The 12,751-nt window shown below is 72.4% G+C and carries 6 protein-coding genes; 3 read left to right on the top strand and 3 right to left on the bottom strand.

Annotated elements, in window-relative coordinates; translation table 11 throughout:
* Positions 1-54: 54 nt before the first annotated feature.
* Both pheA and AOM02_RS10735 read right to left on the bottom strand, forming a co-directional pair.
* Positions 55-987 (bottom strand): prephenate dehydratase, encoded by a 933-nt coding sequence (pheA, locus tag AOM02_RS10740; protein WP_062299151.1) that lies wholly within the window; start codon positions 985-987, stop codon positions 55-57.
* Complete coding sequence (locus tag AOM02_RS10735; protein ID WP_082099782.1) at positions 984-1,859, bottom strand: glycosyltransferase; 876 nt, start codon at positions 1,857-1,859, stop codon at positions 984-986. The genes pheA and AOM02_RS10735 overlap by 4 nt, the downstream gene beginning before the upstream one ends.
* A gap of 128 nt (positions 1,860-1,987) precedes the next feature.
* Here AOM02_RS10735 and pgm point away from each other — a divergent pair, with 128 nt between their 5' ends.
* The 3 genes from pgm (at position 1,988) to AOM02_RS10720 (ending at position 5,386) form a co-directional block, all read left to right on the top strand.
* Entirely contained in the window at positions 1,988-3,661 is a 1,674-nt protein-coding gene (gene pgm / locus AOM02_RS10730; protein WP_062299150.1) for a phosphoglucomutase (alpha-D-glucose-1,6-bisphosphate-dependent), read from the top strand.
* A gap of 67 nt (positions 3,662-3,728) precedes the next feature.
* Positions 3,729-4,538 (top strand): LppM family (lipo)protein, encoded by an 810-nt coding sequence (locus AOM02_RS10725; protein WP_062299149.1) that lies wholly within the window; start codon positions 3,729-3,731, stop codon positions 4,536-4,538.
* Positions 4,535-5,386: an LppM family (lipo)protein gene (locus AOM02_RS10720; protein WP_062299148.1), complete on the top strand. Its 852-nt coding sequence runs from the start codon at positions 4,535-4,537 to the stop codon at positions 5,384-5,386. The genes AOM02_RS10725 and AOM02_RS10720 overlap by 4 nt, the downstream gene beginning before the upstream one ends.
* A gap of 10 nt (positions 5,387-5,396) precedes the next feature.
* Here AOM02_RS10720 and AOM02_RS10715 read toward each other — a convergent pair whose 3' ends face one another.
* Complete coding sequence (locus tag AOM02_RS10715) at positions 5,397-12,749, bottom strand: DUF5979 domain-containing protein (protein ID WP_082105042.1); 7,353 nt, start codon at positions 12,747-12,749, stop codon at positions 5,397-5,399.
* Positions 12,750-12,751 lie beyond the last annotated feature (2 nt).

The following is a 12,751-nucleotide window of genomic DNA, read 5'->3' as shown; positions in this document are numbered from 1 at the left end:
CCGAGAACGTGCACCCAGGTGTCACCGGGGCGCGTGAGGCGGCAGCGCGCGGGCTCAGTGCCGGCCGGAGCGCAGCGCCTGGACCCACGTGCGCGCCTCGGCGAACTCCTCCTCCGAGGTGCCGGGCGTGACCGGGGTCGGGTAGCCGGTCGCCGCGGGGTACGAGCCGAGGAACACGACCACCGGGTTCGTGCGCTTGAGGCCCACGAGCGCCTCGGCGACGCGCGGCTCGTCGATGTGGCCGAGCGCGTCGATCGAGAACGAGTACTCGCCGGGCCGGTCGGAGCGGGGCCGGCTCTCGATGCGCGAGAGGTTGACGCCGCGCGCCGCGAACTGCTCGAGCATCGCGAGCAGGGCGCCCGCGCGGTCGTCGGGCAGGTGCACGACAAGCGTGGTCTTGTCCGCGCCCGTGGCCGGGGGTACCGCGGTGGGGCGGCCCACCTTGACGAAGCGCGTGGCGGAGTGGGGGTTGTCGGCCACGCCCGCCGCGAGCACCTCGAGGCCGAGGCGGCCGCCGAGGCCGGGCGGAGCGAGAGCCGCGTCGAAGCCCGCGACGCCCTCGGCGAGCTCGCCGGCGGCGGCGGCGTTGGAGGTCGCGGCGACCTGCACCGCGCCGGGCACGCGCGCCGCGAGCCAGCGGCGGCACTGCGCGAGGCCGTGCGAGTGCGCCGCGACGGCCGTGATGTCGTCGATCGAGGTCCCGGGTCGCGCGACGAGCTCGAAGCTCACGGGCAGCACGACCTCGCCGAGGATGACGAGCGGGGCGCCTGTCGCGAGCGTGTCGAGGGTCGCGGTGACGCCGCCCTCGACGGTGTTCTCGATCGCGACGACCGCGAAGTCGACGTCGCCGTCGCGCACCGCCGCGAGCGCGGACAGCACGTCGATCGCGGGGACCATCTCGACCTCGTCCGGGTCGACCATCGCGCGCAGGGCGGCCTCCGTGAACGTGCCGGAGGGTCCCAGATAGGCGTACCGCGGCAGCGTCACGCGTCCTCCCTGGTGTCGGGGCCGTCGCCCGTCCCGGGCCGCAGGCGGTGGCCCACGGCCGTGCGGGCGGTGTCGACCCGGCCCCTGATGCGCCGCGCGCTCACCGCCGTCAGCACCTCACGGTACCGGTTGGCCCGGCCCATGGGGCTGCGGTCCTCGATCGACGGGCCCTTGTGCCGGATCTCGCACTCGACCTCGGTGATGGTGAGGCCCGCGTGCAGCACGTCGAGCGTCATGGCGGGCTCGAGCCCGTTGCCGCGCGCGAGCGGCATGCACGCCTCGAGCGCCTCGCGGGTGAGGCAGCGGATGCGGCCGAGCGGCTGCCGCGGCGACCAGCCGGTCGCCCGCTCGACCGCGGTGCGCGCGATCTTGGCGGGCACGCCCGGCGCGACGGCCTGCGCATCGGTCAGCGCGACCGCGAGATCGCACACGCCCTCGAGGACTGCCGGCACGAGCGGCGCGGCGCCGATGGCGTAGTGGCCGAGGTTCGGGTCCAGCAGCAGGATCGCGCGGGGCGTGCGGCCGGGCTCGTCGCGCATCGCGATCACCGAGGCGCCGGTCTCCACCGCGGCGGAGCGCCCGCGCACGTGCGAGTGCCGCACCACGACGGCGCCGGCGCGGCGCGCGAGCTCCTGGGTGTTGTCCGTCGAGCCGTCGTCGACGACGAGCACGAGGTCGACGCCGGGGATCGCGAGCGCGGCGCGCACGGTCGCGGCGATCCGGCGCGCCTGGTCGTGGGCGACGATCAGCGCGGCGACCGAGGGCCCGGGGGGCGGCGGCGCGGAGGCCCGTCCGCGCGCGCGACGGGCACGCGCGCGGGCCAAGGCGTCGGCGGACGCCTTCCGCGGCTCGGCTCCCTCGGCTGCTGGCACGTCGCCCAGCCTAGTCACTCGTGACCCGCCCTGGTACCACCCTTTGCCTCCGCGTTACCTTTCGCTGACCGTCGCGTGGGCCTCGTGAGCCCTGGCACTCACCCGAGGGCCGTGGAAGAGTAGGCCTCATGCACGAGCGCGCAGGCACCCTTGCCCTTCCCGAGGATCTCATCGACGTCGACGCATTGCTCGGCGACTACTACGACAAGGTGCCGGACCCCACGGTCGCCGGCGAGCGTGTCGCCTTCGGCACGTCCGGCCACCGCGGCAGCGCCTTCGACACCGCCTTCAACGAGGCGCACATCGTCGCGACCACCGCGGCGATCGTCGAGTACCGCACCGCGCAGGGCTTCGACGGCCCGCTCTTCATGGGCAAGGACACACACGCGCTGTCGGGCCCCGCATGGGAGACCGCGCTCGAGGTGCTCGCGGCCGCGGGCGTCCGCGTGATGATCGACGCGCGCGACGGCTACACGCCCACGCCCGCCGTCAGCCACGCGATCCTCGTCGCCAACGGCGCGACCTCCCCCGAGGGCCTGCGCACCTCGGGCCGCGGGCTGGCCGACGGCATCGTCATCACGCCCTCGCACAACCCCCCGCGCGACGGCGGCTTCAAGTACAACCCGCCGCACGGCGGCCCCGCCGACACCGATGCGACCTCGTGGATCGCCGACCGCGCGAACCAGATCCTCGCGTCCGGCTGGAAGCAGGTGCCGCGGTTCCAGCTCGCGAAGGCCGTCGCCGCGGACACCACCGAGAAGTACGACTTCATGGCCGCCTACGTGCGCGACCTCCCGTCGGTCATCGACATCGACGCGATCCGCGAGGCCGGCGTGCGCATCGGCGCGGACCCGCTCGGCGGCGCGGCCGTCGACTACTGGGGCGCCATCGGCGAGGAGCACGGGCTCGCGCTCACCGTCGTGAACCCCACCGTGGACCCGCGCTGGGCGTTCATGACCCTCGACTGGGACGGCAAGATCCGCATGGACTGCAGCTCCCCGTCGGCGATGGCCTCGCTGCGCCGGCTCATGGAGGGCGACTCCGCCCCCTACGACATCGCGACGGGGAACGATGCGGACGCGGACCGCCACGGCATCGTCACCCGCGACGGGCTCATGAACCCCAACCACTACCTCGCCGCCGCGATCGCGTACCTGTACGGCGGGGCGCGCCCGCAGTGGTCGCCCGAGACGCGCATCGGCAAGACGCTCGTGTCGTCGTCGCTGATCGACCGGGTGGGCGCGGACCTCGGCCGGCCCGTGCTCGAGGTGCCGGTCGGCTTCAAGTGGTTCGTGCCCGGGCTGCTGTCGGGCGAGGTCGCGTTCGGCGGCGAGGAGTCCGCCGGCGCCTCCTTCCTGAGGCGCGGCGGCGGCGTGTGGACCACCGACAAGGACGGCATCCTGCTGTGCCTGCTCGCGTCCGAGATCACGGCGGTCACGGGCGCGTCGCCCGCGGCGCTCCACCGCGACCTCGTCGACCGGCTCGGCGAGAGCTGGTACGCCCGCGTCGACGCGGCCGCCTCCAAGGAGGAGAAGGCCCGCCTGGGCGCGCTGTCCCCCGAGCAGGTGCCCGCCACCACGCTCGCCGGCCAGACCATCACCGCGAAGCTCACGGCGGCGCCCGGCAACGGCGCCAAGATCGGCGGCCTCAAGGTGACGACGGAAGATGCGTGGTTCGCCGCGCGCCCGTCCGGCACCGAGGACGTCTACAAGATCTACGCGGAGTCGTTCGTCTCGGAGTCGCACCTGGGCGAGGTCCAGGCGGCCGCGCGCGAGGTCGTGTCGGAGGCGCTCCAGGGCTGACCCGACCCGGCCGTCCGCGGCGTGGCAGGGGTGACATCGTCATGCCTGCTCTGCCAAGGTGCTCCGCATGACGAACCGACTTCGCACGCTCGGCGTGCTGGTGGCCGCGACGCTCGCGCTCACGGGGTGCCTGCGCGTCGAGATGAACATCGCGCTGAACCCCGACGACACCGCCGACGGCAGCTTCCTCATGGCGATCGAGAAGGGCTCGGGCAAGGGCTTCGACATGTCCGACGAGGACCTGCTCGAGCAGTTCTCGGCCGACTCCGAGGGCGACTTCGAGACGGGCACGATCGAGCCCTACGAGGACGAGGACTACGTCGGCACCCGCGTCGTCTTCGACGGCGAGCCGCTCGACTCGTTCGCCGGCGAGACGGGCGACGACCTCGCGATCGTGCGCGACGGCGACGACTACGTCGTGTCGGGCTCGATGTCCGGCTCGGAGGACGAGGACCTCGGCTCCCTCCCGGGCGCCGACATGGTGCTGAGCATCACCTTCCCCGGCGAGGTGTCCGAGCACAACGGCACGCTCGAGGGCACCACCGTCACATGGGACCTCATGGACGCGCCGGACGAGCTCGTGGCGCGCGGTGCGGCGTCACCGCCGTCGGCGTTCCCGATGTGGGCGTGGGCCGCGATCGGCGCGGGGGCGCTCGCCGTCGTCGCCATCGCCGTCGTCGTCGTGCTGCGCCGCCGTTCCCCCGCGGCGGCGGCGGACGGGGACGATGCGGTCGTCGTCCCCGTCGAGCCCGTCGCCTTCATGCCCGCGCCGGCACCTGCCGGGGACGCCCCGACCGCCGAGCTCCCGCTGCCCGCGGATACGATCGAAGCGGGGTCCGTCGAGGGCACGGACGGCGAGGAGGACCATCCGCGATGAGGAGGCTGGGTGCCGCGCTCGCCGTCGCGGTCGTCGCCCTCACCGGCTGCGTGCGGGTGACGACCGACACGACGTTCGGCGACGACGACACCTTCTCCCAGCACGCGGTGGTCGCGATGACCTCGCAGGCGCGCACCGCGCTGGGCCAGCAGCTGGACCAGCTCGCCGACCGGCTCCCCGAGGGGGTCGAGGCGCCCGACACCGGCCTCGACCCCGGGGCGCTGCTCGACCCCGACGCGGTGCGCGAGCAGCTCGCCCCGCTCGACGAGGCCTACCCGGGCGCGGTCGACGTCCAGCCGTACGAGGACGAGGACGGCCTCGAGGGCGTCGAGATCACCGTCACGGACGTCCCGCTCGACGCGCTGGACGATGCGGCGGGGGCCGCTCCCCTCACCGGCGGCACCGCGGTGACGCGCGAGGACGACGCGTACGTCGTCGAGATCCAGACGGGTGCCGCGAGCGGCCTCGCGTCGGCGGGCGTGTCCGTCGACCAGCTCGGGCTCGTCTCGGGCGCGGTCGACGTGGCCGTCTCCTTCACCTTCCCCGGGCTCGTGCGCGACGCGAGCGCGGGGGAGATCGAGGGCAACACGGTCACGCTCGGCCTGTCGGACCTGCTCGCGGCGGACAGCATCCGCATCGTGGGCGGCGCGACGAACGAGCGCGACTGGGGGCCGCTGCTGCGCTGGGGCCTGGTCGCGCTCGGCGCGATCGTCGTCGTGGGCGGCGCCACCGCGCTCGTGATCCAGGACCGGCGCCGGCGCCACCGCAGCCATCTGCCCCCGCCGCGCGAGGGCGGCGAGGGCGGGCCGGGCACGCTCGGCGGCGATCCCGCGCCGCCGGCGTCCTAGCCGCCGAGGCTCAGCCCCGGCGCCGCCTCGCGACCAGCAGCACCGCGCCGGCGGCGACCAGCAGGCCCGCCACCGCGAGCGCCCACCAGGCGTCGAAGCCGGTGCTCGCGATGACGCCCACCGTGGGCGGCGCCGCGAACCAGTTGCGGGCGGTCACCGTGACGGAGGAGCCCGCCTCGACCGTGACGGTGGCGCTGTCGGGGTCCGACCGGTCGGGCAGCACGAGCACCTCGTCGGCGCCGCCGGAGTCCGTCTCGGTCACGACGCACACGGAGCCGGACGCGATGGTGTCGAGCGTGGCGGTGAGCGGGTCGCCGCCGCCGAGCGACACCTCGTCGTCCCACGTCACGATCTCGCCGCTGGGCTGGTCGAGCGTGCAGCGCACCGAGAACACGAAGGGCCCCGTGCCCAGCTCGTCCGCCCCCGGGCCGGTGACGGTCTTCTCGATGACGAGCTCGCCGGCCTCGAAGGTGTTCGTGAAGGTGACGGAGTTCTCGCCGTCCGGCAGCAGCGGGAGCTGGCCGGCGGTGCCGTACGTCGAGGACGAGATGTCGCCCGTCGTGGTGACGACCAGGGTGTCGATCGCGCCCGCGTCGTCGAGCTCGGTCACGGTGCACTCGGCGCCGGCGGGCAGGCCCTCGATGGTCCAGGTCTCGCCGCCGGACACCTGGCCGATCATCGGCTGCCCGGGACCGTAGCCGTCGCCCCACACCTCCTCGCCGAGGAAGGTGCACTCGACGCCCATGGTGAAGGGACCGTAGTCGGGCATGTCCCCGTCGGAGTCGAGCGCGTCGGAGTCGACGATCTTGGTGACCTCGAGGCTGGCGAGCTGGTAGTCGTTCGTGATGAAGACCTCGTCGTCCTCGCCGAGGATCGCGGTGCCCGGGACGATGGTCGACGACGTCTGCCCGGCGTCCTCCTCTGTCACGACGCACTCGGCGCCGTACGGGATCTCGTCCTGGATGATCACCGAGTAGCCGTTGCCGGGACCGAGCGTATAGCTCTCCTCGAAGACCGTCTCGCCGTCGACGATGCAGACCACCGCGACATCGAAGGCGTCGGGCGCGTAGTCGTGACCCGGGCCCGTGATGCGCTTGCGGATCGCGAGGTCGCCCACGAGGAACTCGTTGGTCGCGGTCACCGTGACGGCGTCGTCCGTGCCGATGACCACCGTCGCGGAGCCGTCCTCGCCGTTCGTGGGTTGGACGTCGACCGCATCCGCGTCGCCGTCGTCGGTCTCCGTCACGACGCACTCGGAGCCGGTCGCGATGTCCTCGATCGTGACGGACGTGGCACCCGGGTAGGCGATCTCGACCTCGCCGTCCCATGTCACGACGTCGCCGCCCGCCTGCTCGAGGGTGCAGACGACGGAGAACACGAAGGTCTCCTCGATGATGTCGGCGCCGGAGCCGGTCACGACCTTGTCGATCGTGAGGTCGCCGACGTCGTACGTGTTCGTGACGAGCGCGGTGTTGTCGCCGTCGGCCTCGGGCACGAGGGTGAGCGTGCCGCTGTCGCCGTCGTTGTCGACCGGGTCGTCGTCGCCCGCGGTCGTGGTGACCGTGACGCTCGCGGCTCCCGACGTGCCCGTCTCGGTGACGGTGCACTCGGCCCCGGCGGGAAGCCCGTCGACCGCGAAGGTGTCGCCGTCGCTCAGCGTCGCGTCCATCGGGTTGTCGGCGTCGTAGCCGGTGCCCCACACCTCGTCGCCGAGGAACGTGCAGCGCACCTCGATGTCGAACGGCCCGTACTCGATCGGGTTCCCGTCGGCGTCGACGGCGTCGGACTCGACCGCCTTGGTGACCTCGAGGCCGGCGAGGTCGTAGGTGTTCTCGATCGTCACCCGGCCGACCACCGCATCGTCCTCCCGCCCGACGGTGCCCTCGGTGATGACGGACGAGGTCTCGCCCGCACCCTCCTCCGAGATGGTGCACTCGGATCCGTACGGCAGGTCGTCGATCGTGACGACCTCGCCCACCGGCACGGTGAACGTCTCGTCGTAGACCGTCTCGCCCACGGAGGTGCAGACCACCGTGACCGTGACCTCGTCGGGCGCGAACTCGGCGCCGTCGCCGGTGACCTCCTTGAGCACCTCGAGCGGGCCCGTCGCGAGGATGACGCCCACGCGGTTGCCCTCGGTCGGCAGGAGCTCGGCGCCGGCGGTGGTCTCGCCGCCGGTCGCCACCGAGTTGTAGGCGATCGTGTCCGGGCCCGGGGTCTCCGACAGCGCCGGGGTCTGGGTCTGCATGTCGAGCGTGATGTACTCGCCGGGCTGGAGCGGCTCCTCGAACACGATGTCGTACTGCAGCGCCGTCACCGTGGTGAGGTCGGCGATGTCGTCGATCGGCACCCAGTCGCCGTCGGGGCACGGCGTCTGCGGGGTGAGGTCGTCCGTGCAGATCGGGTCGTCCGTGGTGCCGTACACCTCGATGGTGGCGGCGGGGCCGCCGTACGCGACGAGCGCGTCGAGCAGGATCGGATCCCACTGCGAGCCGCGATCGGTGGTGTTGATCGCTCCCGTGTCGCCCACGGTCGGCAGCAGGTCGATCGCGACCACGTGGTCCAGCGGGACGGTGCCGGTGTTCTGCAGCAGCATCCGCCACGTCTCGGTGTCGCCGGGCGCGGTGATCGGGGTGCAGTTCGGGCCGTAGAAGTCCTCCATGAAGGGCTCGCAGTCGGCCGGCTCGACGCCGAGGAAGTCGTCGTCGGCCTTGACGAGCTTGCCCGAGCGCAGCGCCCCGGCGATCCCGAGCTCGACCGTGGTGTCGGCCTGGCACTCGCCGGTGTCCTCGTCGAACGTGCCGTCGCACTCGTCGAACGGGCGCTCTCCGACGATGCCGAAGCTGTTGGTCATCGGCACCTCGGCGGCGACGCCCGGGCGCGGGAAGAGCGTGATGGTGATCGTGTAGGTCTGCCCCACCTCGAGCACCGTGCCCGGCGGGAAGGTGAACTCGATCTCGGACCCGTCGCCGGACACCGTCGCGGTGACGTCGTCGGGGTCCGTGGGCATCGGCAGCCCGGTGGCCGGGTCGGGGGCCGCGCCGGTCAGGCCGTACGAGTACGGGTCGTCGTCGCCGAGCGCGAACTCGAGCATCGGCCCGTCCGCGTCGGTGGGGAGGCGGTCGGTGATGACCGGGTCGATGATCGGCCAGTCGCCCGTGTTCGTGATGGTGAGCACGAAGTCGGTGGTGCTGCCGGGCGGGATGGTGCCGGTCGGGTCCTTCTCCACGGACACGGCGGTGGTCGCGTGCTCGTACAGCACGGACGCCGTGTCGTCCTCGGACTGGACGGTGATGAGCGGGTTGCCGCTCGCGTCCTCGAGGTAGGAGCTCACGATGCCGTCGATGGTGTTGGTCGAGCGCCCCGGCTCGGTCTCACCGGGCGCCGGGTCGTTGCCCGCCATGTCCGTGGGGACCTCGCCGCCGGTGAGCAGCTCGTCGCGGCGCTGGACGATGATCGGGATCTGCTGGTTGGGCGCCTCCGAGTTCTCCCACTGCGACCCGTCCTCGCGCGTGTAGGTGACGCGGATGCCCTGGACGTCCTCGGGGGCCACCCCCGCGGGCAGCGTCGGGAAGTCGCTGGGCTCGCCGTCGACCCAGTCCGCGCCGGTGACGACGACCTCGCCGTCGACCTCGGTGAACGTGCCCCCGGTGAGCACGTCGATCTGCACCTGGTCGATCGGGTCGTCGAAGGTGAACGACGGGTCGAAGCCGACGAACTCGTAGGCGTTCCAGAAGGTCTCGTCCGTGTCCCGGATCTGCAGCATGCCGATGCGGGCGCTGCCGCTGGGGTGCGCCGTGAGGAGCATGCCGAACTGGCTCTGGTCGGGCTCGGTCTGCGAGAAGCCGTCCTGGGTCCAGTCGCTGCCGTCCAGCGGACCGAACTGCTTCTCGACCGTGAGGCCCAGGTCGAGGCCGGTGATGTCGATGGTCGCGGTGTCGTCCACCGTGGGCGGGTCGGGCTGGACCTCGGGGTCGCGGCCCGCATCGTCCACCGTCGCGGTCGCGCCGTTCGGGATCGTGAGGACGTCGGGCTCGATCGGCGCCTGGATGTCCTCGCCCGTGGTGCGGTTGGTGGCGCGCAGCTGCAGGTCGAAGACGAGCACCGCCTGCGCATCGGGCTCGATGCGGCCCTGGTAGTCGATGGACAGGCCGACGACGTCGAGCAGTTCGGCGCGCGGGATCGAGGTGAGCGGCGTCGCGTCGTTCGGATCCGCGTTGGAGTCGATGACGGTGGTGGTGCCGTCCGCGTGGGTGAGCGTCATGCTCCACGACTCGGTGCCGTCGGGGACCTGCATGCTCACGAAGCCGGTGAGGTTGAAGAAGTCGAACGGGCTCGTGCCGGCGGAGCTCGGGTCCTCGAGGATGAGGTGGTCGATGCGCGCCTGGGTGAGGTTGTCGGCCGTCAGGGTGACGCGGCCCGACGGGTAGTCCTCGGGTGCGGTGCCCGCCGGCGGGTCGCCGAGCGGACCGCCGGTCCACTGCTTGTCGAGGGCCACGTTGAGCGGCACGTCTACGATCGCGATGACGTCCGAGTCCTCGTCCGTGTAGGTCTCGTCCCCGATCTCGGCGGTCGCGCCGGCATCGTCGCGGATGAGCGCCTCGCCGTCGGCCGGGTCGCCCTCGTTGTACGAGTCGTGGCCGGTGACGGGGCTGCCGTCCGAGCGGCGGTCGTCACGGATCTGGAAGTTGAGCGTGATGGGCCGCGACTCGTCGAACGTGCGCGCGACGCCCGAGCCGACGGGCGGCGCGGTCGGGTCCGTGGTGGTCGCGCGGGCCGAGCCCTCGACGAACACCAGCCGCACGCCGATGGTGTCGGCCTGCTCCGCGGCGGTCAGCGTGTAGCCCGGGAAGGTGCCGTCGCACGCGGCCGGGCAGGGGTCGTTGGTCGCGTCGACCCAGCCCTGGCCCTCGCGGTAGAGCTCGACCGCCTGGACCTGGTCCCACTGGATCAGCGGATCGGTGGCCGTCGTGATCGGGTCGATCGAGACGAGGTCGAAGGCCTCGTAGAACGACTGGGCGATCGGCGTGCCCGCGGGGTCGGGGATGTCGGAGATGGTCATCGAGTCCACGCCGGAGACGCCGCCGGTGCCCCACAGGAGCTCGGCCTGGATGATGTCGCCGGTACGCGCCGCGACCACCTGCTGGATGATGTCCTTCTCGACGTACTCGCCGGTGCCGCCGTTGCCGTTGCCGCCGGTGTCGGGGTCGATCGGCAGGATCTCGACCTCGTCGCAGCCCTCGTCGGAGAGCGCGGGGTCGGTGAGGTCGGAGGTGGCGCCTGCGGTCGCGCAGTTCTCGATCACCAGCGGCTCGTCGCCGAAGTAGTCCTCGGCGAGCTCGAAGACGATGTTCGGCTGCACCGTGGTGCCGGGCGGGAAGCCGTCCGGGGAGGTCGAGTCGTAGACGAACTGGAGCCCGCCGATGTCGTCGGGCCACGGGCCGGTGTAGGACCACGTGGTCGGGCCCGTGATGGGACCCGCGAGGGTCTCCCACGAGTCGCCGTCCCAGTAGTTGACGGTGAGGGTGCTGTTGGCCAGCACCGCGACGGACGCGATCTCGGTGGGGTCGAACGCGTCCCAGAACTCGCTCGGCAGCACGGGGGTGTCGTCCGTGGCGCTCGTCGCCGGCGGGTCCTGGACCACGATCTGGCCCGCGCCGACGGTGGTGGCGTCGTCCGGGAACGGCACCTCGGTCGGTGCGGTGGTGGTGCCGCCGGGCAGGGTCGCGACGATCCACTCGCCCGCGTTGCCGAAGATCGTGCCGGGGATGAGGTTCTTGCCCTGCGTCGTGTCGAGCAGCGCGAGGAAGGTCGAGAAGTCGTCGTCGGCCTCGTCGGTGCCCGTGACGTCCGACGGCGAGGTGCCCTCGACGCCCACGGTGTCGTCGTGCTGCGTGAGCTCGGCCGGGTCGTCGGGGTCGGTGCCGAGCGTGACGTTGACGGTGGCGGAGTCCCCGGGCGGCATGTCGCCCACGAAGTCGATGGTGAAGCGGGTGACGTCGCAGCCCGCGGGGGGCGCCGGCGGCGAGCCGCCCACCGGGATGTCCTGCGCGGCGGCGTCCGTGCCCGCGCACTCGTAGACGATGGTCGCGCTCGTGGCGCCCGTGGGCCACACGAACGGGTCGGCGAAGCCCTCGAAGGACATCGAGTCGTCGAAGGCCGGGGTGCCGTCGGCGGGCTCCGTGAGCGTGAGGTGCTCGAGGTTCTCGGTCCACGTGTTCTCGCCCGTGAGCTCGGCGTTGAACTCGCTGCCGTGGGGCGCGCTGTCCGGGGTGATGGTCTTGCCCGCCTCGACCGAGGGCACGTTGGGCAGCAGGGTGTACGTGTCGTCGTCGCTGTCGGTGCCGGTCTCGTCGTCGCGCGAGACCTCGCTCGTGGCCGTGTTGGTCACCGGGATCGCGGTGTCGACCGCGCCGTTGTCGCGCTGCTCGAGGCCCGCGTCGATGGTGACGGAGGAGCCGGGCTGGATGAGCCCGCCGGTCGAGCTCGAGTACGTCACGCGGAAGCCGCCCACGTTGCTCGTGTCGGCCGGGATCTCGGTGACCGGCACCCACGCGCCGTCGATGTAGAGCTCGAGCTGCGCCTGGTCCGCGTCGGGCGGGTACGGCGGCCCGTAGTCGAGCGAGGTGAGCGTGAAGTAGTCGAACGTGCCGCCCGCCGCGGCCGGGTCCGCCGGGTCCTGGACGACCATCTCGGTGACGCCCTCGTCGGAGGTGTTGGTCGCGGTGAGCGAGAAGCTCGCGTCGGCGCCGGGCTCGGCCAGCGCGGACGTCGGCGCGTCGAAGGCCTTGGTGATGTCGGTGGTGAGGTCGAGCGGGACGTTCGGGGTGACGGTGGCGGTGTCCGCGCACGGGGGCACGGCGTTCGGGGTCGCCGGCAGGCAGGTCGAGTCCGGGTTGGTGGAGTCGAACAGCGCCTCGTTCGTGAGGGGCACACCGTCCGCGGAGTACGGGAGGTCGTCGACGACGACGGTGATGATGATCTCGGCGGTATTGCCCGACGCCATGCCGACCGAGTTCGCGGGGTCGGTGATCGGGTCGGTGAACGTCACGTTGACCGTCTGGCCGTCGATCGAGGACGTGAAGCCCGAGTTGGTGGTCACCGACACGTTGATGGGGGTGAGGCCGTCGGGCAGGGTGTCGATCACAACCGCGTTCGTGCAGCCCTGCGCGAACGTCGTGCACTGGATGTTGATGTTGAAGTCGAAGGTCTGACCGGGGACCACCTCGGTCTCGCTCGCCGTCTTGGTGATCGACAGCTGCGCGGCGGGCTCGGCCGCGGCCACTGTGGCGCCCGCGACGATGCCCAGGCTCGCGAGGAGGAGGACGAGCAGCGCGGACAAACCCCGACGTCGTGTGGGCACGT

It is taken from the genome of Demequina maris, assembly GCF_000971155.1.
GTDB classification, from domain to species: domain Bacteria; phylum Actinomycetota; class Actinomycetes; order Actinomycetales; family Demequinaceae; genus Demequina; species Demequina maris.
Note: the sequence above shows the minus strand (reverse complement) of the source record. Positions and strands in the feature narration are given on the sequence as shown.